The sequence below is a fragment of the Corynebacterium falsenii genome (assembly GCF_020099275.1).
Classification (GTDB): Bacteria; Actinomycetota; Actinomycetes; order Mycobacteriales; family Mycobacteriaceae; genus Corynebacterium; species Corynebacterium falsenii.
In genome coordinates this window covers 2,513,268-2,535,514 of sequence record NZ_CP083646.1, presented here as the reverse complement: position 1 = coordinate 2,535,514, position 22,247 = coordinate 2,513,268, and the positions used below count along the sequence as shown (strand labels likewise).

General features: G+C 64.6%; 24 protein-coding genes. 14 read left to right on the top strand and 10 right to left on the bottom strand.

Features of this window, described 5'->3' with window-relative positions; genetic code table 11:
* Nucleotides 1-37 precede the first annotated feature (37 nt).
* From LA343_RS10960 to LA343_RS10940, 5 genes are read left to right on the top strand one after another with little or no spacing between them, the layout of a single operon-like run.
* Complete coding sequence (locus LA343_RS10960) at nucleotides 38-880, top strand: biotin--[acetyl-CoA-carboxylase] ligase (protein WP_025403377.1); 843 nt, start codon at nucleotides 38-40, stop codon at nucleotides 878-880.
* Complete coding sequence (locus tag LA343_RS10955; RefSeq protein ID WP_025403376.1) at nucleotides 880-1,431, top strand: hypothetical protein; 552 nt, start codon at nucleotides 880-882, stop codon at nucleotides 1,429-1,431. The genes LA343_RS10960 and LA343_RS10955 overlap by 1 nt, the downstream gene beginning before the upstream one ends.
* On the top strand, nucleotides 1,415-2,638 hold the full coding sequence (locus LA343_RS10950) for a 5-(carboxyamino)imidazole ribonucleotide synthase (protein ID WP_039910965.1): 1,224 nt from the start codon (nucleotides 1,415-1,417) through the stop codon (nucleotides 2,636-2,638). The genes LA343_RS10955 and LA343_RS10950 overlap by 17 nt, the downstream gene beginning before the upstream one ends.
* Before the next feature lie 11 nt (nucleotides 2,639-2,649).
* Nucleotides 2,650-3,150, top strand: a complete 501-nt coding sequence (purE, locus tag LA343_RS10945; RefSeq protein WP_025403374.1) for a 5-(carboxyamino)imidazole ribonucleotide mutase — start codon at nucleotides 2,650-2,652, stop codon at nucleotides 3,148-3,150.
* Nucleotides 3,147-3,977, top strand: coding sequence for a YdcF family protein (locus LA343_RS10940; protein WP_025403373.1), 831 nt, complete (start codon nucleotides 3,147-3,149; stop codon nucleotides 3,975-3,977). The genes purE and LA343_RS10940 overlap by 4 nt, the downstream gene beginning before the upstream one ends.
* Here LA343_RS10940 and LA343_RS10935 read toward each other — a convergent pair.
* From LA343_RS10935 to LA343_RS10915, 5 genes are all read right to left on the bottom strand, one after another.
* The gene (locus LA343_RS10935; protein ID WP_025403372.1) at nucleotides 3,950-4,144 is read right to left on the bottom strand and encodes a hypothetical protein; all 195 of its coding nucleotides are present in this window, start codon (nucleotides 4,142-4,144) and stop codon (nucleotides 3,950-3,952) included. The two genes, LA343_RS10940 and LA343_RS10935, sit on opposite strands and share 28 nt — an antisense overlap.
* Nucleotides 4,141-4,959: a carbohydrate ABC transporter permease gene (locus LA343_RS10930; RefSeq protein ID WP_025403371.1), complete on the bottom strand. Its 819-nt coding sequence runs from the start codon at nucleotides 4,957-4,959 to the stop codon at nucleotides 4,141-4,143. Before LA343_RS10930 ends, LA343_RS10935 begins: the two co-directional genes overlap by 4 nt.
* A complete protein-coding gene (locus LA343_RS10925) occupies nucleotides 4,956-5,924 on the bottom strand; it encodes a carbohydrate ABC transporter permease (protein WP_025403370.1) in 969 nt (322 codons plus the stop codon). The genes LA343_RS10930 and LA343_RS10925 overlap by 4 nt, the downstream gene beginning before the upstream one ends.
* A 29-nt stretch (nucleotides 5,925-5,953) precedes the next feature.
* Nucleotides 5,954-7,207, bottom strand: a complete 1,254-nt coding sequence (locus LA343_RS10920) for an ABC transporter substrate-binding protein (RefSeq protein WP_025403369.1) — start codon at nucleotides 7,205-7,207, stop codon at nucleotides 5,954-5,956.
* Nucleotides 7,208-7,309: 102 nt separating this feature from the next.
* Nucleotides 7,310-8,332 carry an ABC transporter ATP-binding protein gene (locus LA343_RS10915; protein WP_025403368.1) on the bottom strand — a complete coding sequence of 341 codons (1,023 nt, stop codon included), beginning with the start codon at nucleotides 8,330-8,332 and terminating at the stop codon, nucleotides 7,310-7,312.
* Between the two features lie 60 nt (nucleotides 8,333-8,392).
* Between LA343_RS10915 and LA343_RS10910 the strand changes: the two genes are divergently transcribed.
* Together LA343_RS10910 and LA343_RS10905 are read left to right on the top strand one after the other, a co-directional pair.
* Nucleotides 8,393-9,610: a sensor histidine kinase gene (locus LA343_RS10910; protein WP_025403367.1), complete on the top strand. Its 1,218-nt coding sequence runs from the start codon at nucleotides 8,393-8,395 to the stop codon at nucleotides 9,608-9,610.
* Between the two features lie 2 nt (nucleotides 9,611-9,612).
* Nucleotides 9,613-10,260, top strand: coding sequence for a response regulator transcription factor (locus tag LA343_RS10905; protein ID WP_025403366.1), 648 nt, complete (start codon nucleotides 9,613-9,615; stop codon nucleotides 10,258-10,260).
* Here LA343_RS10905 and LA343_RS10900 read toward each other — a convergent pair.
* Entirely contained in the window at nucleotides 10,249-11,373 is a 1,125-nt protein-coding gene (locus tag LA343_RS10900) for an HNH endonuclease signature motif containing protein (protein ID WP_224208392.1), read from the bottom strand. The two genes, LA343_RS10905 and LA343_RS10900, sit on opposite strands and share 12 nt — an antisense overlap.
* A 417-nt stretch (nucleotides 11,374-11,790) precedes the next feature.
* Here LA343_RS10900 and LA343_RS10895 point away from each other — a divergent pair, with 417 nt between their 5' ends.
* Genes LA343_RS10895 through LA343_RS10880 form a run of 4 tightly spaced genes read left to right on the top strand, consistent with a single transcriptional unit; the run spans nucleotide 11,791 to nucleotide 15,171 of the window.
* On the top strand, nucleotides 11,791-12,726 hold the full coding sequence (locus tag LA343_RS10895) for an ABC transporter ATP-binding protein (RefSeq protein ID WP_039910964.1): 936 nt from the start codon (nucleotides 11,791-11,793) through the stop codon (nucleotides 12,724-12,726).
* Nucleotides 12,723-13,457 (top strand): ABC transporter permease, encoded by a 735-nt coding sequence (locus LA343_RS10890; protein WP_025403363.1) that lies wholly within the window; start codon nucleotides 12,723-12,725, stop codon nucleotides 13,455-13,457. Before LA343_RS10895 ends, LA343_RS10890 begins: the two co-directional genes overlap by 4 nt.
* A 43-nt stretch (nucleotides 13,458-13,500) precedes the next feature.
* The gene (locus tag LA343_RS10885; RefSeq protein WP_025403362.1) at nucleotides 13,501-14,427 is read left to right on the top strand and encodes an ATP-binding cassette domain-containing protein; all 927 of its coding nucleotides are present in this window, start codon (nucleotides 13,501-13,503) and stop codon (nucleotides 14,425-14,427) included.
* Nucleotides 14,428-15,171, top strand: coding sequence for an ABC transporter permease (locus LA343_RS10880; RefSeq protein ID WP_025403361.1), 744 nt, complete (start codon nucleotides 14,428-14,430; stop codon nucleotides 15,169-15,171).
* Nucleotides 15,172-15,177: 6 nt separating this feature from the next.
* Here the strand turns inward: LA343_RS10880 and LA343_RS10875 are convergent, their stop codons facing one another.
* Together LA343_RS10875 and LA343_RS10870 are read right to left on the bottom strand one after the other, a co-directional pair.
* Complete coding sequence (locus LA343_RS10875) at nucleotides 15,178-15,906, bottom strand: TIGR03089 family protein (RefSeq protein WP_025403360.1); 729 nt, start codon at nucleotides 15,904-15,906, stop codon at nucleotides 15,178-15,180.
* Between the two features lie 22 nt (nucleotides 15,907-15,928).
* The gene (locus LA343_RS10870) at nucleotides 15,929-17,632 is read right to left on the bottom strand and encodes an LCP family protein (protein ID WP_025403359.1); all 1,704 of its coding nucleotides are present in this window, start codon (nucleotides 17,630-17,632) and stop codon (nucleotides 15,929-15,931) included.
* A gap of 105 nt (nucleotides 17,633-17,737) precedes the next feature.
* Here LA343_RS10870 and LA343_RS10865 point away from each other — a divergent pair, with 105 nt between their 5' ends.
* From LA343_RS10865 to manB, 3 genes are read left to right on the top strand one after another with little or no spacing between them, the layout of a single operon-like run.
* Nucleotides 17,738-18,619, top strand: coding sequence for an SDR family oxidoreductase (locus LA343_RS10865; RefSeq protein WP_025403358.1), 882 nt, complete (start codon nucleotides 17,738-17,740; stop codon nucleotides 18,617-18,619).
* An 11-nt stretch (nucleotides 18,620-18,630) separates the two neighbouring features.
* Nucleotides 18,631-19,500, top strand: coding sequence for a glycosyltransferase family 2 protein (locus LA343_RS10860; RefSeq protein ID WP_025403357.1), 870 nt, complete (start codon nucleotides 18,631-18,633; stop codon nucleotides 19,498-19,500).
* A 26-nt stretch (nucleotides 19,501-19,526) separates the two neighbouring features.
* Complete coding sequence (gene manB, locus LA343_RS10855; RefSeq protein WP_025403356.1) at nucleotides 19,527-20,627, top strand: mannose-1-phosphate guanylyltransferase; 1,101 nt, start codon at nucleotides 19,527-19,529, stop codon at nucleotides 20,625-20,627.
* On the opposite strand, the gene LA343_RS10850 is transcribed toward manB, so the two are convergent.
* Nucleotides 20,624-21,328, bottom strand: a complete 705-nt coding sequence (locus LA343_RS10850; protein ID WP_025403355.1) for an HAD hydrolase-like protein — start codon at nucleotides 21,326-21,328, stop codon at nucleotides 20,624-20,626. The genes manB and LA343_RS10850 overlap by 4 nt on opposite strands.
* Before the next feature lie 10 nt (nucleotides 21,329-21,338).
* Complete coding sequence (locus tag LA343_RS10845) at nucleotides 21,339-22,109, bottom strand: GntR family transcriptional regulator (protein WP_025403354.1); 771 nt, start codon at nucleotides 22,107-22,109, stop codon at nucleotides 21,339-21,341.
* Nucleotides 22,110-22,247 lie beyond the last annotated feature (138 nt).

Sequence of the window (22,247 nt, the reverse complement as noted above, 5' to 3'; positions counted from 1 at the left end):
AGTTTACGTGGAATAAGAGGCGGTAAGCTCAATGACCATGGATAAACCCACACGCACACCTCTTGACCCCGCTGCCCTGCGTGAGCGCTTGGCCGAGGCGGGGTATCGCCACGTGGAGGTGGTGGAGCAGACCGGATCCACGAACACCGATATTGCCGACCGCGTGCGCCTCAGCGACGAGCTGCCGGACATGAGCGTGCTGCTCGCCGAGGAGCAGACCGCCGGCCGCGGGCGTAAGGGCCGGGCGTTCTTCGCCCCGGCACACAGTCAGGTGATCTGCTCGGTGCTTATTCGCGTCACGGAGGTGCCGGTGGAGCGGATCAGCCTGCTGCCGCTGCTCACGGGGCTGTCGATCGCGGAGGCCGTGCGTTCCTCCAGCGGCCTGGCCGCCACGGTGAAATGGCCGAACGATGTGACCTACGAGGGACGCAAGCTTTCCGGCATCCTCGTGGAGGCAGCCCACCTGCAGCCCCACGCGGCCCTCATTCTGGGCTTCGGCGTGAACTATGACCTCCAGCCCGGCGAGATTCCCGTGGAACACGCCAGCTCCATTGCGGTTCTGTGCGATACCGTGCCCTCCCGCGAGGACTTTACCGTGGAGATCCTCACGACCTTGGCGGAAAACCTCGCTCGGTGGCGCAATCTCGGCGGGGCGCCGCAGACGATTCTGCCGCGCTACCGGGAGCTGTCCTCCACCCTCAACACTCAGGTTCGCGCCCACCTGCCGGGTAACAAGACCCTGGTGGGCAGGGCCGTGGCCATCGACGACGACGGTGAGCTCATCATCCGCACCGAGGACGGCCAACGCCACACGGTGCGCGCCGGGGAGATCGTGCACCTGCGCCCGGACGGCACAGGGGATTACGGAGGTGCCTACTGATGAGCAAGGTTGTCTTCGACCCCGACGAGCCGGTGCTCGCCGAGCTCAGCCCCACCCGCCGCTCGGTCATCTTCCCTGTGCTGGAGCTGCTGCTCATCACGGGCCTGATCTGGCTGGGTATCGGCGGCATTGACCGCTACTTCGCCTCCGTGGCCATGGCGAACGTGGGCTACGAGTTCACGCCGTTGTCCGACGTGCGCTTCTACGTGAACGATCCGCTGCTCACCCCGATGCTCTGGCTGCGCCGGGGCCTGGTGGTGCTGTGGCTGTGGCTGGCGTGGCGGCGCTGCATCCGCCACCTTATCTACCGCGCGCGCTCGCGGATGGTGCTCACGGATCGTCGGCTCATCACCGCCAGTGGGCACGTGCGCAGCCGCATCGCCGAGATTCCGATGTACGCGATCATGGATGCTCGTTCGACCGGCTCGACCGTGTCCGTCTTTGTGGTGGGGCAGCGGATGCCGGTGGTGCTGCAGTCTGTGCCGCAGGCCAAGAAGTTCGCGCGCCTGGTGCGCACTATAGTTAAGGACCGTGATGACTCCTTCCGCTGATTTTTCCCTTGCCCGCCCCCAGGCCCACGCGCCGGGGATGAATGTGGTCTCGATCATCGGCGACGGTCAGCTGGCCCGCATGATGCAGCAGGCCGGCATCGAGCTGGGCCTCAGCGCCCGCGTGCTCGCCGGCCGCCCCGATGCGTCGGCGGCGCAGGTCACCGCAGACGTGGTGCTGGGGGATTACACGAACCGCGAGCACGTCATGGCCGTTTCCGAGGGCTCGGATGCGGTGACCTTCGACCACGAGCATGTGCCCAACGACTTCCTCGATGACCTCATCGCTCAGGGTATCAACGTGCAGCCGCAGCCCGCCGCGCTCATCCACGCGCAGGACAAGCTGGTCATGCGCAAGAAGCTCCGCGAGCTTGGGGCGCCGGTGCCGCCCTTCCTGGCCATTGAGTCCACCGAGGACATCGCCGGTTTTTTCGACGCCACCTCCGGCCATGTCTGTCTCAAGGCCCGTCGTGGGGGCTACGACGGCAAAGGCGTGTGGTTCCCCGGCTCCGCCGAGGAGGCTACTCAGCTGGTCGCCGAGCTGCTCGATAAAGGCGTGCCGCTCATGGCCGAGAAGAAGGTCACCCTCGTCCGCGAGCTGTCCGCGATGGTGGCCCGCACGCCGTCCGGGGCCGTGGAGTCCTGGCCCGTGGTGGAGTCCGTCCAGCGCGATGGCATCTGCGTGGAGGCCACCGCCCCGGCTCCGGACACGGCCCCGTTCCTGCTGGAGCAGGCCGAGCGGCTGTCCCGAGAGATCGCCGCGGAGCTGGGCGTGACGGGCGTGCTGGCCGTGGAGTTGTTCGAGACCGTGGACGAGGTGGGCCAGCCGGAAATCATCGTCAACGAGCTGGCGATGCGCCCGCACAACACGGGCCACTGGACCCAGGATGGCTGCGTGACCAGCCAGTTCGAGCAGCACTTGCGCGCCGTGTTGGATCGCCCGCTGGGCTCCACGGCACCGCTGGCGCCGGTGACGGTCATGGCCAACGTCCTCGGTGCGGACGAGGACCCCCAGATGCCCATGACCGAGCGCATGGATGCCGTGTGGCAGCGCTTCCCGAACGCGAAGATCCACATGTACGGCAAGGACTGGCGGCCGCGCCGTAAGATCGGCCACGTGAACATGACCGGCGACGATCCCGCCGCCGTGCGCGCCCAGGCCCGCGAGGCCGCCCGCTTCCTCGAGACGGCGCGCTGGTCCGATAACTAAGGAGTTTCCCGATGTCTTCTGCACCTCTCGTTGGCCTCATCATGGGCTCGGATTCGGATTGGCCCACCGTAGAACCTGCTGCGGAGGTGTTCGCCGAGTTCGGCGTGCCCTTCGAGGTCGGCGTGGTCAGTGCCCACCGCACCCCGGAGCGGATGCTGGACTACGCCCGCACTGCGCACACCCGCGGCATCAAGGTCATCATCGCGTGCGCGGGCGGGGCAGCTCACCTGCCGGGCATGGTCGCCGCCGCCACGCCGCTGCCGGTCATCGGCATCCCGCGCGCGCTCGGCAACCTCGACGGCCTGGATTCCCTGCTCTCCATCGTGCAGATGCCGGGCGGCGTGCCGACCGCCACGGTGTCCATCGACGGCGCGAAGAACGCCGGCCTGTTGGCAGTCCGCACCCTCGCCGTGGCCGATGACGCCCTCATGGACAAGATGCTCGCCTACCAGGACACCATGCGTGACCAGGTGTTGCAGAAGGATCAGGCGCTCCGAGAGCGCTTGATGTGAACCTCAAGCGCTGGGACGGCGTTGGCCTAGCCGTCTGCGCCCTGGGTCTTGCCGGTTGGGGCGTGCAGTTGCTGCTGCGGCCGATGTGGTGGGCGTTTGCGGCGGCACTCGTCACGGTCGTGGTGGTGGGCGCGGTGCTGTCCCCGAAGCTCGCCTCCGGCGATCGCCGCGCGTGGGTGCACTGGACCACGGAGCTCGGTGCCACCCTCATGGTCACGTGGATCTACGGTGCTCTCGTTCTTCTGTTCGACGCCACATTCTTCCCCCTCGGCGCAGTCGGTGTCATCGGGTGGCTAGTGGTGGTCGGCAGTTTCCTCTGGTTTGTCGGTTGCGCCCTGGGGACCCAGCGCCGCACGGTTGTGCCCGGCACCGATGCCGTGGTGGTGCTCGGCGCGGGCTTGGCCGGCGACCGGCCGGGGCCGTTGCTCGCCAATCGCTGCCGCGCGGGCGCGGCGGCCTGTCCGCCGGGAACCACGCTCATCGTCAGTGGTGGTCAGGGCCCCGACGAGCCCTGCACCGAGGCAGATGCGATGTCCCGATTCCTCATCGATGAGATGGGCTATCGGGGTGGCGTCGAGAAAGAACCGCGGGCCGCCAACACGGAAGACAACATCAACTTTAGCCTCGACATGCTCGGCGATTCCCCCACGATTGCCCTGGTCACCAGCGATTTCCACGTGCTGCGCACCGAAGGGCTCGTGCGCGATACCCAGCGCGAGCGCGACTTCGAGGCTTATGTGATCGGCGCGCCCACCCCCGTGCGCGCCCGCCCCGCAGCGTTCCTGCGGGAGTTTGTGGCCTATTGGCTGTGGCGCAAGGACCGGTAGCGCAGCCAGATCAGCCACTCCACCACCACGAGCACCGCGAGCAGCACGCTGGGCAGCACTGCGGGCTCGGGCTGGAGCACATTCCAGACCGCTTGAATCGCGGCCAAGACCAGGAAGAAACCCACGAACCCTAGCGCGGATTCCCACGCCAGCTTCTTGCGGGTCACTTCACACCACCGCTGGTCAGGCCGGAGACGATGCGGCGCTGGAAGACCAGCACCATGATCACCAGCGGCACCGTGACCAGCGCGCCGGCGGCCATGGTGGCTGCGTAGGGGAACTCGAAGGCCGAGGCGCCGCTGAAGCGGGCGATGGCCACGGTCACGGGCTCGGTGGAGGTATTGGACAGCTGGTTGGACAGCATGAACTCGTTCCACGTGGCGATAAAAGCCAGGATCGCGGTGGTGAACAGCGCCGGGGCGGCCAGCGGCAGGATCACCTTGCGGAACGCCAGCCCGCGCGACGCGCCATCCACGCGCGCGGCTTCCTCCAGCTTCCACGGCAGTTCGCGGAAGAAGCTGGTCAGCGTGTACACCGTCAGTGGTAGCACGAAGCTAATGTTCGGGATGATCATGGCCCGGTACGTGCCGATCCAGCCGATGTTGGAGAACAACTGGAACAGTGGCGTGACCAGGGCGATGCCCGGGAACATGGAGGCCGCCAGGATGATACCCGTGACCGCGCCCTTGCCCGGGAACTCAACCCGCGCCAGCGCGTAGGCCGTAAACACGCCTACCACCAGCGCGATGGACGTGGTGGCCACGCCGATGATGAGGCTGTTGCCGATGGCGCGCAGGAAGTTGTTTCCGGCGTCCGTGGCGAGGGCGTCTTTGAAGTTATCCATCGTCACGTGCGAGGGGATGGGGTTCGTGGAGAACGTGTAGTCCTTGTCCCGCAGCGCGGTCACAACCATCCAATAAAACGGCGCCAGTCCCCAGATGAGGATGAGGATCACACCGATGTAGTGGCGGAGCATTTTCATCGCTGGGCTCCTTGCTTCTTACCGGACACGTCCGCGCCGAGGAATCGAATCATAATGAACGCCACCGCGAAGATCAGCAGGAAAATGAGGGTCGATAGCGCCGACGCCGAGTTGAACCTGCCCTGACGCGTGTCCTCAATGACCAGCTGGGAGATGACCGCAGTGGGGGAGTTCGAGGACCCACTGATCATGATGACCGGTAGGTCGTACATGCGCAGGGCGTCCAGGGTGCGGAACAGAATCGCGACCATGAGCGCCGGGCGGATCAGCGGCAGGGTGATCTTGGTGAACTGCTGCCACTTCGAGGCTCCGTCCACACGGGCGGCCTCGTACACGCCGCTGGGCACCATCTGCAGGCCGGCGAGGATGAGGATCGCCATGAACGGCGCGGTCTTCCACACGTCGGCGATGATCACCGCGAAGCGGGCGGCCCAGGGGTCGGTGGTCCAGTGGATCGTGGTTCCCAACAGGGAGTTGACGATGCCCTGGTCGGCGAAGATGAACTGCCACAGCTTTGCGGTCACGGCCGTGGGGATTGCCCAGGGCACGAGCACGGCAGCACGGAGCAGGCCGCGGCCGGCGAACGCGCGGTTCATGACCAGCGCCATCCACAGGCCCAGCATCGTCTCCAAGGTCACCGTGACGACCGTGAAGAACAGGGTGATCTTCAGCGCCGGCCAGAAGTCCATGGATAGCTGGCCCGGGGCGCACTCGGCCACCACGCCGGAGGGCGTCATGCACCGCTGCGTGAGCCAGTACAGGTAGTGCTGGAAACCGGCGAAGCCGCCGGTGACGAACATGCCCGTTTCCGGATCGAGGTGGCGGTCGGCCTGGAAGGACAGGTAGATCGCCCGGATGACGGGATAGCCGATGACAACGGCCAACAACAGCAGGGAGGGACCGACGAGCCATACGGCTCGCCAGTCCCTCTTCTTCCGTTGTGGCCGGGAAGCGGTGGTGGTCACGCGCTACTCCTTGTCGGAAGAGAAATGAATTACTTCGTGGTGGTGTTCTTGATCGCTGCTGCCATGTCGTCCGTTGCCTGGTCCACGGACTTGCCTGCGGTCAGGGCAGCGTAGGCGTTGTCCTGCACGGCCTTGCTCAGGGCGTCGTAGTTCGGGGACGCCGGGCGGGGCTTCGCGTTTTCCAGGGAGATCTTCAGAGCATCCAGGTAGGGGAACTTCTGCTTGAGGGCTTCGTCATCGTAGACGGATGCGAGCACTGGCGGGAAGGACTTCTCCATGAAGGACTTCTGGTTCTCGTCGGAGGTGACGAACTCGATGAAGTCCTTGGCCGTGGCCTTGTGCTTGGAGTTGGCGTTGATGCCGTTGTTGTAGCCGCCCAGGGTGGACACGCCCACGCCGTCCTTGCCGACCAGCGGGGAGACCTCGGTCTTGCCCTTCACCGCGGAGCCAGCTTCCTCAGCGTTGGTGTACATGTACGGCCAGTTGATGGCCATGGCGGTCTGACCCTGAGTGAAGGCCAGGTTGGTCTCCTCCTCGGTCGCGCCCGTGGAGGCGGAGCTGATGACCTTGTCCTTGTAGCCATCGACCATGGCCTGCAGGCCGGCGCGGGACTCCGGCGAGGTCACGGTGACTTCGCCCTGATCGTTCATGATGCCGCCGCCCCAGCTGTTCATGAAGTCGGCGGTGGAAACCATGAGCCCCTCGTACTGCTTCAGCTGCATGGTCAGGCAGTCCTGATCCTTCACGGCCTTGCAGGCGTTGACCACGTCTTCCCACTTCTGCGGGGCATCCTTGACCACGTCGGTGTTGCGGTAGAGGAGCTGGCCGTTGGTGTTCTGCGGCAGAGCGTAGAGCTTGTCCATGTACTTCGCGGACTCCACCGGGGCCTTGAGCAGCTTGGAGGTGTCTACCTTCAGGTCGCCCTCGAGTGGGGCCAGCCAGCCGTTGGCGGCGAACTGTGCGGTCCAGACCACGTCGAGTGCCATGACGTCGATATCACCGGAACCAGCCTGCAGGGACTGCACGAGGGTGTCGCGCTGGGCATCGGCCTCACCGGCCAGCTCCTGTAGCGTCACCTTCTCATCCGGGTGCTTCTCGTTCCACTTGTCGATGACCGGGCGGAGCTTGTCCGTGTCGTTCTTACCCATGGCGAAGGTGATGGGGCCACGGCCGTCGGTGTTGCCGCCGCCGTTGTCGCTTCCGCCCTTGTCATCCGAGCATCCAGCCAGAACCAGGCCGGATGCAGTCATCACGGCCAGGAGCTTCTTCGTGTGCTGAGCCACTGTAGTTGCCTTTCCTCTCAAGCAAACGTCAATCTTGTTACAGCTTAATTGATAGGGGGTGGCTCAAACGGAAAATTGGGAAAACCGGACTGTGGGTTTTGTTTACCCCACGTTCACCCGCTGTTCCGTAGTGGCGTCGAAAAAGTGCATGTGAGCACCGGGGCGGGGCATCAAGTGCACCTGAGCGCCCACTTCGGAGTTACCCCCGCGGGCGACCATCTGGCCGAGGTTGGTATCGACATAAATATACGAATCCGCGCCCAGCTCCTCGACCATCGTCACGGTGCCGGGGATGCCGTCCTCGGACAGCTCCAGTCCCTCCGGGCGCACGCCGACGATGAGCTCTTTATTCGGCACGTCCAGATTCCACCCCTGCACTCCGCCCGTAGTGCGCACCAGGTTCATCGCGGGCGAGCCGATGAATCCCGCTACGAAAGCGTTGGCCGGCTCATCGTAGAGCTTCTTCGGCGTATCCACCTGCTGCAGCTCGCCATCCTTGAGCACGGCCACGCGGTGGCCCATGGTCATGGCCTCCACCTGGTCGTGGGTCACGTACACGGTGGTTACCCCGAGGTCGCGCTGCAGCTTGACGATCTGCGCGCGGGTCTGCACGCGCAGTTTCGCATCGAGGTTCGACAGCGGCTCATCCATGAGGAACACCTGCGGCTCGCGCACGATCGCACGACCCATGGCCACACGCTGGCGCTGGCCACCGGAGAGGTCCTTCGGCTTGCGGTCGAGAAACTCCTGCAGGCCCAGGATCTCAGCGGCCTCGTTGACGCGGCGGTTGATCTCGTCCTTGGGGGTCTTCGCGACCTTGAGGGCAAAGCCCATGTTTTCGCGCACGGACATGTGCGGGTACAGGGCGTAATCCTGGAACACCATCGCGATGTCGCGTTCCTTCGGCTCCGTGCCGGTGACATCGCGGCCGCCGATGCTGATGTGTCCGCCCGACGTGTCCTCCAGCCCCGCCAGCGCCCGCAGCGTGGTGGACTTGCCGCAGCCGGACGGCCCCACGAGAACCAGGAACTCTCCATCCTGGATGTGCAGGTTCATGTTTGCCACGGTGGGCTTGTCGGCGCCGGGGTAGCGGATCTCTACGTTGTCGAACTTCACATCAGCCATGGGGGAAATCATACTTCAGGTGGACGCGCGCGTAGGCGAAAGTGCTTTATGGTGAGGTCCATGGCAACCAGCACCGTGACCCTGTGGAGAGATGGCCGCCTCTGGATGGCGCTATCCCTCTCTGCGGCGGTGGTGGTGACCGGCCTGATCGGGGTGGGAATCAACGTCTCCGGCCTGAACTCCGCGCTGATCTCGGCCTACGTGGTGGGGTTGGTGGTGTCGATCGTGGGCGTGGTGGTGCAGCAGTGGCGAGTTGTCCCCGGCATTGCGATCGCCGGCGCCGGCATGGTGCTCCAGGGAGTTTCGGCTGTGCCGTTGATGCTGGTCGGCTACCTGCTGGTGTGTTACGAGGCCTACGCCATCTCGGCGCGCATCCGGACGCGGCGTGCGTGGTGGTTGGCTGCGCTCGTGGTGGGCAGTTACGCGGCAATCGTGTGGGCCGGGGTGGTGAACCTGTGGTTGGTGTCCACGAGCCCCGTGGTGTCGCTGGAAGAGCAGCGCGAGAATGTGGCCAACGGTCTCCGCGATCCGGGGATGTGGATCGTCACCGTGGTCACCGCCCTGCTCATTGCCGTGTCGATTGCGTTGATGTGGACCATTGGGCGCAATTCGTTGCGCAAGGCGCAGGAGATCGAGGCGCTGGTCGCCCGGGCGGAGCTCGCGACCGTGAGCGAGCGCAACCGCATCGCCCGCGAGATGCACGACATTGTGGCCCATTCCCTCACCGCCATCATCGCCCAGGCCGATGGCGGCCGCTACGCCGGGCGCAAGGACGCCGCTAAGGCCATGGAATCTTTGGATATCATCGCCGCGCGTGGGCGCGAATCGCTGGGGCAGATGCGCGGTCTGTTATCCGTTCTTCGCGACGACGCCACCACGGACCCTCGAGACACCGCCTCCACTCCGGGTGTCTCGGGCATCCCGGCCTTGGTGGCGGATGCGCGCCGCAATGGTGTGCATGCCGCGTACACCGTCGCGGGGGAGCCTGGCCCCTTGGACGAGGTGCGCGGGCTGACCGTGTACCGCATCGTGCAGGAGGCGCTGACCAACGTGCTCAAGCATGCCGGCGGCGTGGAGGCGACCGTGGCGGTGGAATGGAGCGAGGACAGCCTTCGGGTGCAGGTGGATAACGCGCCGGGGGAGCAGACGTTGGAGGGCTCCGGCCGCGGGCTCACCGGAATCAAGGAACGCGTGCGCATCGTGGGCGGTTCGGCCTGGTGGGGACCCTCCGAGGTGTATCCCGGTGGCTGGTGTGTGCGAGCTGAGATTAGGAGATGATTATGACAACAGTGGGCCTGGCCGATGATCAGCAGCTTGTGCGCGCCGGTTTCGCGATGGTGCTCGATTCCCAGGACGACATCACCGTGGTCTGGGAGGCCGCCACGGGCCGCGAGGCATGCGAACGCGCCGCCGAGCAGCCCGTGGACATCATCCTCATGGATGTGCAGATGCCCGAGATGGACGGGATCGAGGCGACCCGGCGGATCCTTGCCCGCGATGCGGATGCGAAGGTGGTCATCCTCACCACCTTCGATACTGATAATTATGTTCTCGGCTCGGTGGAGGCCGGCGCGAGCGGGTTCCTGCTCAAGGATGCCGACCCCGAAGAACTCATCGCCGCCGTGCGCACGGTCGGCGAATCGGCAGCCGTGATTAGCCCCACCGCTACGGCGCGCTTGCTGCGAAGTATTCGAGATAAGCAGTCCGTGGACGTACCGCTCACCCCGCGCGAGCGTGAGATCCTGGTGCTCATGGCGCTTGGCCACACCAATCAGGAAATCGCCGACGAGCTCTTCATCTCGCTACCCACGGTGAAGACGCACGTGGGCCGCGTTCTCATGAAGACCGATTCCCGCGACCGCGTCCACGCTGTGCTCTATGCCTTCCGCAATGGATTGGTGTCCGCGGATCAGTTGCTAGAAGGGTAGTGCCTCCTCTTCCTTTTCTTTCAGAGCCTCCTCGATGATGTCCTCGACCGAGTCCCGGAATGTGAGCTCATGATGAGTGTGCAGTGCTTTCGTGCGCCGCCCATGCCTGCGCTCGAAGGTCTCCCGTCCCAACGGTCCGTAGGGGGTGGTGATGGTTTGGTGGCCGTCGCCGACGGAGGTCCAGCATTCGGAGCCATCCGGCCGAAGCTCGACGTCGAGGACACCCGCCGTCTTGAGCTTGTGGTGGTACCGGCAGAGCAGGTGGAGATTCGCCGTGCTGGTTGGGCCCCCGGCTTCCGGATTGTCGTGATCGTAGCGGTGCACGTGGTCCACATCGCAAAGGTAGGGTTCCTTCGTGCAACCTGGAGCTCGGCATCCGCCATCGCGCCCGGCCACCGCTGCCTTTACCGCCTCGGATGGGGAGTACCCTGCGGATTCCGCGTAGCCCGGCGCCGCTAGGTGCGTGACCCGCTCCAGCCAGGCCGTACCTACGGCCTTGGGCAGCCACGACCCTTCCGCAAAGATGTCTTCGGTGGGGTTCGCGGTGTTCTTGTACAGGTTGAGCGTGACCTGGACATCGAGCTTTTCTCGGATGATCGCCACGAGGGCCTCTGCCACGGAGCACCCGTGTGCGGAGGCGACGGCCCGGAGAGACTTCTCCACGAGGATGCCATCGGCTTTGGGGAGGCCGATGAAGATTGTGGTCCGGCTGTTGGCACGGTTATCGAAGCTGATCTCTGGGGCCTGGTGCTCCACGGTGTGCTCGGTACGCAGCTCCTCGCCCTCCTCGAGCGGGCGGGCGTTTGGCTGAATGCGTTCGATGATGGTGCGCACCCAGTAGCTCAGGCTCCGCACGCTCGGGAGCTGCTGGCCGGGGTGTTCCGGCGTGAGCACGGCAATGATTTCCGATTCGATCTCTGGTTGGTGCTCGTCATCGACGGCCTCGGTGAGCTCGAGGACAGCCACCATGTGCTTCACCGGAATGGTCAGAGTGTGAAATAAGCGCTGGAACCCTGGCCACCGAGCCAGAAGCCAGCCGTGTGTGGCCAAACGCGTTGCCGCATGGGCTGTAATGGACAGCTTCGCCGCAATGCCGGTCGCGACATCTGGCACGAAGTCTTCGCCGTCAGGAGCGCAGAGCTCCCACAAAGTCAGTTGAGCACGAATGCTATCCCGCTGCGCAGCCGCCAGCGGACATGTTGGGTTTGCTGTGACCCAACTGGGTTGTCCACCCTGGGTATTAGAGTCTTCTGTACTCATCGATTTCCCCCTCAGTTATCCCGCCTGTGATGTGTTGTGAGAGCACGTCCCCCGTGCTCATTCCCTTACAACAATAAGAATAGTACACAATATCGACCACTGCAAGATTTAGCTTGCAAAAAGTTTTAGAGTTAGATAACCTGTTCTATGTAGGAAAATCAGGGGAAAACAACGTGGGGGCGTCGGGATAAAAGGGACACCTCATACCTGGGTATGAGGCCACAAAATCAACCCAAGGACCGATGCGCAGACCACAAGTGACCAGTGAAGATGGGGGACATGATTACAGTTGAGAGTCTCAGTAAGAGGTACGGGAAGAAAGACGCGATCCGCGATCTCACGTTCACCGTGCCCGACGGGCAGGTCACGGGCTTTTTGGGCCCCAACGGGTCGGGGAAATCAACGACGATGCGCTGCATCCTCGGGCTTGATGCGCCGAGTGCAGGTCATGCCTTCATCGATGGCACCGCGTTCAGTCATCTTCGCGAAAAGCCCAAGCACGTGGGCGCCCTGCTGGAAGCCACGTGGTTCACGCCGGGACGCAGCGGGCGTGACCACCTGCGCGTTCTTGCCAGGGGAGCGGGCATTTCCGACAGGCGGGTTGATGAATGCCTGGATCTCGTTGGCCTCACGTCGGCTGCGCAGGGGAAGGTCAGGGGATACAGCCTAGGCATGAAGCAGCGGCTCGGTCTGGCTGCCGCGCTGCTTGGCAACCCCAAACACGTGATTCTCGATGAACCGGTTAATGGTCTGGATCCCGAGGGCGTGAGCTGGATGCGGCGCACCATCCACACCCTCGCCGACCACGGGCACGCAGTTCTCGTCAGCAGCCACCTGCTCAGTGAAATGCAGCAGACCGCCGATCGCCTCGTGGTGATCGGCAAGGGTGAGCTGATCGGGGAGTACTCCCTCGCGGACTTCCTCGCCGGCGGCACGACGGTCAGCGTGGAAACCACCGCGGTGACCAACCTCAGCCAGCTGCTCCATGCCGAGGGGCTCGGGCACGAGATCGAAGGGCAGACCCTCCGAATCCGCATTCCCGAGGGCAAGAAGGAGTCGGAGATCCGCGTCCACGCGGCGCAGATCGCCCACCGAAACGACATTCTCATCACCGGACTGCGCACCGAATCAGAAAACCTTGAACAGCGGTTCCTCGCGGCAACCAGCGGGGCACAGGAATACACGTCTCAGGAGCAGCAACGATGAACTCACTTCGCAGCGAAATCACCAAACTCACCAGCGTACGGTCAACCTGGATCTACCTCATCCTGCTCACCGGAGCGCTTTACGGCCCCGTCGTGCTTCTCGGAGTGTTCGGGGAAACGAGCAACGGTCCAGCCCGGGGATGGGACAGCCTCCTCCAAGGAGCGCAGATCTTCCAGATGATCGCGATCATCATGGCAGGCAGCTGGGTGGGCAGCGACATCAAGCACAACATGAATGCGCACGCGTTCCTCACCCAACCGCGGCGTAGCAACTGGCTCGTTGCCAAGATGGTCGTGGTGGGACTATTCACCTTCTCCGCCTTCGTCGTCGGTTGTGCGTTGGCGTGGGTTGCGGCCACCGTCGTGGGGATCGATGTAGATGCCGGGGAGGGGCTGGGTTATCTCACCACAACTGCAATTGGCTTCCCGCTGTGGGCCGTGGCGACCGTGGGACTCGCGGCGCTGGTTCGCTCCCAGGTGGCGGCCATTTCCCTGCCGCTGGTGTGGATCCTCGTGCTCGAACCACTCATCAATACGGGCGCAGGATCGGTCAGTGCTATCCGTCCGCTCGCCACGATCCTGCCGAACAGCACCATGGTCAACGTCGCCTACGACAACGCGATCTTCGAGCATGCATCGCTGGGGGCCACGGGCATCATCGTTCTCATTGCCTGGCTCGGCGCCCTGATAACAATCGGCCTGTGGGCCAACACCTCCCGGGACGTGCGCTAGCTGGTGGCGTCGACGGAAAGAAAGATGTGACACACTTAAACCCATGATCACCGTAGAGAACCTAAGTAAACGCTACGGGGACACGCAGGCCTTCGACGACCTCACGTTCTCCGTGCCCGACGGGCAAGTCACCGGCTTCCTCGGGCCCAACGGCTCGGGCAAGTCATCCACGATGCGCTGCATCCTGGGCCTCGACAACCCCTCCCAAGGAACCGTCAGCTTCGATGGAAAAGACCTGGACAGCTACGGTTCCGAACGGCCACACGTGGTCGGCGGGCTCATGGAACCTACGTGGTACATCCCCAACCACACTGCCTCCACGCACATCAATTCCATCGCTGCTGCGGCAGGCATCAGCCTAGACCGCGCTGAAGAATGCCTAGCGTTGGTCGGCCTCGAGACGGTTGCTAAGAAGAAGATCAAGGGCTTCTCCCTCGGTATGAAGCAACGCCTTGGCCTCGCCATCGCGCTGCTCGGCGACCCCAAGCACCTGATCCTCGATGAGCCCGTCAATGGCCTGGATCCGGAGGGCGTGCACTGGATGCGCCAGCTCATCCGCTCCAACGCAGAACAGGGGCGCGCCGTGCTGGTCAGCTCCCATCTGCTCAACGAGATGGAACTCACCGCCGATCGCCTCGTGCTCATCGGCCGCGGCAAGCTCATCGGCGAGCACAGCATGGACGAGTTCCTCAACAGCGGCAGCGCGACCGTACGCGTGCGCGTGGCCGATCCCGCTCCTTTTTTCGACGCCGCAGCGGCCAACTCTGCCTTCACCATCGACGCGAAGCCCAACGGAATCATGGACATCACTGCGGACATGGCCGGCGATGACCTTGCCCGCGTCATCGGCGAGCTCGCGCGCGACACCAACGCGGTGGTGCTGGAGCTCTCGCAACAGCGCCAAGGCTTGGAGCAGCGATTCCTCGATACCACCAACGCTGCTGTGGACTACCGCATGGGAGGCAAGTAGATGCTCGGGATCATTAACTCAGAATGGCTGCGCACCAAGTCGCTTAAGGGCACGTGGATCCTGCTGGGCTTCGCGGTACTGTCCCTCGTACTGCCCGCAGCGCTCACGCTCAACGCAGTGCAGAATCTGCAGAGCCAGGGGCTCGATCTTGCTGAACTGGGCGCGATCAACGCGTCCCAGGCGGGCGGCGGGCTCGTGCCGGCGCTCATGTTCATCATCGCCCTATCGGCGGTGCGGGTATCCAGCGAACGGGCACATAACCTGCACGCGCAATCCTTCTTGGTGATCTCTGCCCGCTGGAAGCAGGTGGCGGCGAGCATGCTCGTCAACATGCTGCTGTCCGTGGTGGCGGGCGTGATCGGCCTAGCCATCGCGCTGGTGCTTCTGTCCAGCACGCCGCTGCCGCTCATGACGAACGACGCGGGCAAGATCGGCTGGATGGTTCTCGCCATCGCCGCCATCAGCGTTATGGCCTCCGCATTGGGCGTGCTGATCCCGTCGGTGGCCGGTGCTGTGGCGCTGCCGCTGATCTGGGCAACGGCGTTCGAGGGGATCCTCGTGAGCACCAGCCAGTTCCTCGCGGACAACGTGGCGCCCTACCTGCCGTTCAATAATGTGCTCATGCTCACCAGCACCCAGCCCACGGTTCATACGCCGGCCATCAGCGGCATCATTCTGATCCTGTGGGCTGGCCTGCTGGCCGCCGCCGCGTTCTTCGTCAACGAATCGCGGGACGTGAAGTAGGGGGAGTTAGTAGCCCGTCTGGGTGGTCTTTTCGGCCTGGGCGAGCTCAGCCACGCGGTCGGGGGAGGTGTCCGTGGTCATCACCACGGAGCCGTCCGCGAACAAGGGGGCAATGACCTGAGCGAGACCCAGCTCATCCTGCCAGCCGCCCACGATGACTCGGGCGCCGGCATCGAGTGGCTCGGCGAGACGCGCCACGTCGTCCCAGTCGAGGGAGCCAGAGGCCGTGCGGAACAGATCGTGACCATCATTATCGGAGCCCAGGTAGGCATCCGGCTGCACGCGCAGCTCGGGGGAGAAGTCCTGAATGCCGAACGGCACATCCCCGCCCGATTCCTCCACGCCGCGGCCGAAGGGGTCAGTAGACACCAGGAACACGGTATCCACCGCGACACCACCTACGCCGTCGATGAGGTTCTCGGCGGTGGCGAGGTCGTCGCAGAAAGCCACCATCGGCTCCGCTGACTCCGCTGACTCTGCAGAACCCGCCGAGCACGTCACGGACACTCCCGCGCGCCAGCAACCCAGCGTGATGGCAATGGGCTGCCAACTGGGGGCACAATCCACGAGCGCAACATCGCCAGGTTCGGCGCCGACCTCGGCCAGGAGGTTGGCAACTTTGTTCATCCAATTGCCCAGGGTTTGGGCGGAGAGCTCCATGCGGCCCGCATCCGTGTAGGTGGTCAGGCGGGGAGCCGCTGGGTCAGTGGCCAGCAAAGGCGCGATCAAGTCCATGGTGGACTAGTCTAACCGGACTTTAGTTCACACACATCGGGGCGTTGCTGCCCGCGTTGATCGGCTTCGTCATGTCCGGGCCACCGTCGATCTCGCCCGGCGTGCCCACCACGGATTCCTTCGGCGCATCGGTGGCGGTGCCGGTGGGGGCTGCGGCAGTACTGTCGTCCGGGACACCGTCGCCATCGAGGTCCTTCATGCCCGGCGTGATCGTGCCAACATTCGGATCGTTGGGATCGGTGAGCGGCGCGGAGCCAGCCTGCAGGCCCGGACCCTTGTACGTGCCGGCCAGCGTGACGGAGATTTCCTTGTCCTTGAGGCTGGAGTCCTCGACCACCTTGAGACCGCCGAGCTGGCGCGCCAACGCGCGAGCGGCGGGGTCGTTGGGATCCTTGGCGTTGACCTGGGACTCGGAAACGCCCGTCTCGTTGTGGTTGCCCACCTCGCCTGGCCGGTAGCCGTAGGTCGTGGTCAGTTCCGCCACGCGGCCCGCGAGACCGCCGATATCGCTGGCGTTGAAAACATTGACCTTGTAGGACCGCGCGTCGAAAGCCTCGATGGGGGCATTCGGATCGGCCGTCTCGGTGGGCTTGTCCTCTTCCTGCTTCTTGTCTTCGCCGAGTAGATGGCTGAAGAAGTCGTGCACCTGCTTCTTGTTCACCGTCACCACGGATTCGCCGTAGTCGCCGGTGCCGTCGATGCTGGTCACCGGGATGGTTTGGAAGCTCACGTTGCCGCCGGCCAGGTTCTGCATCTGCGAGGCCATGCTCATGACATCCCAGCCATCATCCAGCACCACGGACCGCTGCACGGCGGAGTTGATGCGCCCCAGCGAGCCAGGGTCGGTGAGGGTCTTGGAAGACAGGATGTGGTTTGCCAGGCTCGCCATGTAGGCCTGCTGGCGGGTGATGCGGTCCAGGTCGCCGCGTGGCAGTTGGTGGCGCTGGCGCACGAAGCTCAGGGCATCGGGGCCGTTGAGCGTCTGGTAACCGGCGGGGAACTTGGCACCGGACAGCGGCTCGTCCACGGGGTTGTTGAGGCACACGTCCACGCCACCAACGGCGTCGGTGAGCAGCACGAAGCCGAGCAGGCCCACCTCTGCGTAGTGGTCCACGGTGATGCCCGTGAGATCTGCCACAGTCTTGATGAGCGCCTGCCGGCCCGCCTCGGTGGAGTCCTTGTCGATGGTGGCCTTGTCGGTCACGCCGCTCTGCTCTAGCTGCTGCGCCTTTTCGAACTTCGCCGTGCCGTACACGCCGTTGAGCTTCATGTTGCCCTGGTCGGGTGTCTTCGCATAGGTATCGCGCGGCAGAGACACAGCCGTGGCCGAGGAGCCATCGTTGGGCACGCGGATGAGGATCATCGTGTCTGTATTCGCCACGTTTTCCTCGCCAGCGCGCAGCATGTCGATTTCCTGCTGGCTCAGCGGATTGCCCTTGGCATCCGTGCGGGAATCCACACCGACCAGCAGAATGTCCGTGGCGCCGTCCTTTTGCTGGCCGAGGTTGAGGTTGTTGGCTTGGGCCAGGTCATTGCTGAGGTTGCCGACCGTGAAGTAGCCCATGCTCATCACGCCGAGGGCCAGCGCCGAGACAGCAGCGAGCACGCCACGCCCGGTGCGGGAGCCAATTTGCTTGGCCTCCGGCCCACTCGGGGCGGCTTGGATGTGGCGGGATCGGCGCGGTTCCGTGCGCCGGGAGCGCCGGGAGCGATTAGCATCAGTCATCGATCGTTAAACTCACTGCCATATATATCGTGCTGTTGTTGTACTGCGAACACTCTACGCCGTTTCCGCGAATATCGGCAGTCACCAACCAGGAGGAATGTCGCCGTGGCCGAAGAACACACGCCGAAGCTCATCGTCGTCGGCGCGGCAGGTCAGGTCGGCTCGGCCATTGTGCGCCTCGTTCCGGACGCCGTGGCCGTGACCCGGGCTGAGGTGGATCTGGCGGATCCTGGCTCTCTATCCTCTCTGCCTTCTCTTTACTCGACGCCACCAGCCGGCCCAGCCCCCATCCTCATTAATGCCGCAGCCTTCACCGCCGTGGATGCAGCCGAGGACGCGGATAAGACCGACACAGTGTGGGCCGTCAACGCTGAAGCCCCGGCCCGGCTGGCGGCACTTGGCATACCGATAATCCACATCTCCACCGACTACGTGTTCAACGGTGAGCTGCCCGTGGGGAGGGAGAACGGGGTGGATGCGCCCACGGACCCGATCAACGCCTACGGCCGCAGCAAGCTGGCGGGTGAGCAGGCGGTGCTAGAGCAGGGCGGCCATGTGGTCCGGACGTCCTGGGTGTACAGCGGCCCGGCGCATCCCTCCCGTGACTTCGTGGGCACAATGTTGCGCCTCGCCGAGAACGGCGTAGATCCGGGCGTGGTGGATGACCAGTATGGCCGCCCGAGTGAGGCGGGCATGGTGGCGTCGGCGATAGTCAACCTGGCCCAGCACATCGCGCAGGGTAAGGACGTGCCGCGGATCCTCCACGCGGCGGGGGCGGGGCCGGTGATCACGTGGTATGAGTTCGCGCGGCGGATCTTCGCCCTGGGCGGGCACGACCCGGACCGGGTGCGCCCCATCCCGACCAGCGAGTACCCCACGCAGGCGCCACGACCGGCCAACAGCGCGTTGGACATCAGCGAGTGGGAACGCGCGGGTTTGCAGCCCCTCCCAGCGTGGCAGGGCAGCCTGGAGCGGGCTCTGCGGTAGTGTTTTTGCCCATGGCACCGATAGCGATCATTACCGTGACGTATTCGCCGGGGCAATACTTACGGGATTTTTTGGACTCAGTACCGCAGGCCACCACCGCTGGCGCGGAGGTACTGATGGTCGACAACGGTTCCACCGACGGCGCACCAGAGGCCGCGGTGGGGCCGGGCGTGCAGCTGCACTACAGCGGCGGCAACATCGGCTACGGCGCGGCGATGAACCTGGGTGTGCGCACCCTGGCACAGCGGCGCGCGGCCGGCGAGATCGATAGCGAGTTCTTCATCATCTCCAACCCCGACGTGGTGTTCAGCCCGGGCAGCATTGATCGTATGGTCGACGCCGCCAGGCGGCATCCCCGCGCGGCGTGTGTGGGGCCGAAGATCGTGGAGGCCGACGGCAGCGCCTACCCCTCGGCGCGGGCCGTGCCAAAGCTGGGCTCGGGCATCGGCCACGCCCTGTTGGGCACGGTGTGGCCGAAAAACCCCTGGACCAAGCGCTACCTCGACGATGCCAATATGGACACCGAGCGGGCCGCAGGGTGGCTCAGCGGATCGTGCCTGCTGGTGCGCTGGGACGCATTCGAGGCCGTGGGAGGCTTCGACGAGCGCTACTTCATGTACATGGAGGACGTGGACCTGGGCGACCGGCTGGGCCGCAGCGGGTGGCTGAACATCTTCACCCCATCCGCCGAGATCCGGCACGCGAAGGGGCACGCCGCGGGCAAGCACCCCGAGATCGTTCTGAAGGCGCACCACGACAGCGCCTACCGCTTCCAAGCCGATCGGCTGACGGGGTGGAGGTACCTGCCGGTGCGCATGGTGCTGAAACTCGGGCTGGCGGTGCGGGGGAAGCTCGCCGTGTGGTTGAACAAGGTTTCTTAACAAGACAGAAAGGGTGCGAACACACCGTGACCAATGCAGAGAACGGCGCGGCGCTGGCCGCTGAGACGGACGCAGTGATCCTCGTGGGTGGCAAGGGCACGCGCCTGCGGCCGCTGACCAACACCATCCCGAAGCCGATGCTGCCCGTGGCTGGGCGGCCGTTCCTGGAGCACCTGCTGGGCCGCATCAAGGCGGCGGGGATGACGCACGTGGTCCTGGGGACGTCGTTTAAGGCGGAGGTGTTCGAGGAGCACTTCGGCGATGGCTCCGAGCTGGGCCTGGAGATCGAGTACGTGGTGGAGGACGAGCCGTTGGGCACCGGCGGTGGCATCCGCAACGTGCTGGATCACCTGCGGTTTGAGCGCGCGATGGTGTTCAACGGCGACGTGCTGGGCGGCACGGATCTGCAGTCCGTGCTGCAGACGCACGTGGAGCAGGAGGCGGACGTGACGCTGCATCTGCTGCGCGTCGCCGACCCGCGGGCGTTCGGCTGCGTGCCCACGGATGCCGACGGGCGCGTGAGCGCGTTCTTGGAGAAGACCGAGGACCCGCCGACGGACCAGATCAACGCGGGCACGTACGTGTTCAACAAGAAGATCATCGCGGAGATCCCAGCGGGGCGTGTGGTGAGCGTGGAGCGCGAGGTGTTCCCGGGCCTGCTGGACCGCGGGGCGCGCGTGTTCGGCCACGTGGATCAGTCCTACTGGCGCGACATGGGCACCCCGGCGGATTTCGTCCGCGGGTCGTCCGACTTGGTGCGCGGCATTGCTCCGTCGCCGCTGTTGGAGGGGCGCCATGGCGAGGCGCTAGTGGATGATTCCAGTGCGATCGCCGGTGGGGCGCTGCTGCTCGGCGGCACGGTGATCGGCCGGGGCTCCGAGATCGGGGCCGGCGCCCGCGTCGACACCTCCGTGGTGTTCGACGGCGTGGAGATCGAGGCCGGCGCCACCGTGGAGCGCTGCGTGATCGGCGCCGGTGCGCGCATTGGGGCGCGGGCTCATTTGACCGACGCCGTCATCGGTGAAGGTGCCGTAGTGGGCGCTCGGTGTGAACTGCAGGGTGGTGCCCGGGTGTGGCCCGGGGTAACCCTGCCGGATGGCGGCCTGCGCTTCTCGTCGGATATCTAGCTGAACTCGGGCACGTTGAGCGAGCGCTGATCGGGGAGGTCGGCGAGGGAATCGAGGACGAGAGCGTGGGGCTCGGCCTCGAGGGTCTCGCGGGATACGGATCCCGTGAGCACACCGATGCCGCGGACACCGGCGTTAGCTGCGGCGCGGAGGTCTGCCACTGTATCGCCGACGGAAATCACGTGAGCCACGGAATCCGTTTCTGTGAGCTGCATGGCGTTGTGGATGAGGTAGGGGGCAGGGCGACCGGCCGGCACAGTATCGCTGGTCACGAGGGCATCGACGATAAGGCCAGGCGCGCTGGAGGATCCGCGCACTCCCCACCCTGCGGCCTGCAGGACGATATCGGCGATGGACCGTTGAAAGCCCGTGGTGAGGGCGACCTTGCCGCCGGCTTGTTGGAATCGTTGCAGGACCTCTTCGACGCCAGCGATCGGGCGCGGTGGGGTGGCGGCGTATTCCCGCTGCAGCCCCTCGAGGAAGGCCGCATGGGCGCGATCGACTGTTTCTGTGGAGGGAGTGGAGCCGTCGGCGGAGAGCAAGGTAATGATGGCGTTGCGCTTTTCCGTTCCCTTGACTTCGTTGACTTGGTCGGCGGTGACGGTTGCGCCCTGTTCTTCGACACACGCGCGGAGTTGGCGGTAGACGATGCCGTCTTCGTTGATGGTTGTTCCTGCGATATCGCAGACGAGGAGAGTCATGGGGGAATCCTTAGGGGGTCGTCGGGGAGGCATCCCGAGTGTTGACGATGGTGAAAGAGGTGTGTTTGGGGAGGTAGCGGTCGTCGGCGACTTCGAGGACGCGGCCTCGGGTGTCGGTCGTCCGGCGACGAACACGGAGGAGGGGGGAGTGCGTATCGACATCGAGCTGGGTTGCATCCGATTCCGATGCAGCGAGGGCGTCGATGCGGTTTTCGGCGCGGTACAGTTCCACTCCTTGCGAGGTGAGATATTCGTAGATCGACCCGGAATCCGTGTCGAAGTCGAACAGCAGGCGACCGACATGGAGGGGGAACGCTGCGCGTTCCAGCATGGCGGGGCGATCGTTCATGAACCGGAGTCGGAGCAGATGGACGAAGTTATCCTCCGGGCTTAGACCCAGTTCCGCGGAGGCGGAGGCCACGAATGGATCGGGGCTTTCGGATGCTGCCGTCGCTGATGTACGGGACAGCAGGAGAGTCCGCTGGCCGGGGGTGACCTCAAGCGAGCGGCACCATTCCGTAAAGGAAATGAGGGTTCCGAAGCTTTGGGTGGCCGCGGGGGATTGCACAATGGAGCGCCGGCCCTGACCGCCGGAGATCAGGCCCTCTCGGCGAAGGGTAGTGATGGCTTGTCGAACAGGGCTACGCGAACTGCTGAATTTGCGGCACAACTCAGCTTCGCTGGGGAGCGTATCCCCAGGTTGCAGATGCCCCTCCGCGATGAGGTCGCGGAGGTAATCAGCAAGTTGTTCGTGCAAGTGGTTATCGCCAGCAGAACGCATGATCTGAACTTTAGCAGGTGGGAGCGCTGTTTATCTTGTCTAAGAGATTGGATTTGGGTGACATCTGGGTAAACAAGTGAAGTTTAGGGAAACTTGTACGTACAAGTGTGGACAAGCGGATGTGCAGCCTTCAGTATT

Bases quoted from the DNA above. Each gene is read 5' to 3' on its own strand.
- LA343_RS10960 (WP_025403377.1), top strand. From the start codon at position 38: ATGGATAAACCCACACGCACACCTCTTGACCCCGCTGCCCTGCGTGAG.
- LA343_RS10955 (WP_025403376.1), top strand. From the start codon at position 880: ATGAGCAAGGTTGTCTTCGACCCCGACGAGCCGGTGCTCGCCGAGCTC.
- LA343_RS10950 (WP_039910965.1), top strand. From the start codon at position 1,415: ATGACTCCTTCCGCTGATTTTTCCCTTGCCCGCCCCCAGGCCCACGCG.
- purE (WP_025403374.1), top strand. From the start codon at position 2,650: ATGTCTTCTGCACCTCTCGTTGGCCTCATCATGGGCTCGGATTCGGAT.
- LA343_RS10930 (WP_025403371.1), bottom strand. From the start codon at position 4,959: ATGAAAATGCTCCGCCACTACATCGGTGTGATCCTCATCCTCATCTGG.
- LA343_RS10915 (WP_025403368.1), bottom strand. From the start codon at position 8,332: ATGGCTGATGTGAAGTTCGACAACGTAGAGATCCGCTACCCCGGCGCC.
- LA343_RS10910 (WP_025403367.1), top strand. From the start codon at position 8,393: ATGGCAACCAGCACCGTGACCCTGTGGAGAGATGGCCGCCTCTGGATG.
- LA343_RS10905 (WP_025403366.1), top strand. From the start codon at position 9,613: ATGACAACAGTGGGCCTGGCCGATGATCAGCAGCTTGTGCGCGCCGGT.
- LA343_RS10895 (WP_039910964.1), top strand. From the start codon at position 11,791: ATGGGGGACATGATTACAGTTGAGAGTCTCAGTAAGAGGTACGGGAAG.
- LA343_RS10890 (WP_025403363.1), top strand. From the start codon at position 12,723: ATGAACTCACTTCGCAGCGAAATCACCAAACTCACCAGCGTACGGTCA.
- LA343_RS10885 (WP_025403362.1), top strand. From the start codon at position 13,501: ATGATCACCGTAGAGAACCTAAGTAAACGCTACGGGGACACGCAGGCC.
- LA343_RS10880 (WP_025403361.1), top strand. From the start codon at position 14,428: ATGCTCGGGATCATTAACTCAGAATGGCTGCGCACCAAGTCGCTTAAG.
- LA343_RS10875 (WP_025403360.1), bottom strand. From the start codon at position 15,906: ATGGACTTGATCGCGCCTTTGCTGGCCACTGACCCAGCGGCTCCCCGC.
- LA343_RS10870 (WP_025403359.1), bottom strand. From the start codon at position 17,632: ATGACTGATGCTAATCGCTCCCGGCGCTCCCGGCGCACGGAACCGCGC.
- LA343_RS10860 (WP_025403357.1), top strand. From the start codon at position 18,631: ATGGCACCGATAGCGATCATTACCGTGACGTATTCGCCGGGGCAATAC.
- LA343_RS10850 (WP_025403355.1), bottom strand. From the start codon at position 21,328: ATGACTCTCCTCGTCTGCGATATCGCAGGAACAACCATCAACGAAGAC.
- LA343_RS10845 (WP_025403354.1), bottom strand. From the start codon at position 22,109: ATGCGTTCTGCTGGCGATAACCACTTGCACGAACAACTTGCTGATTAC.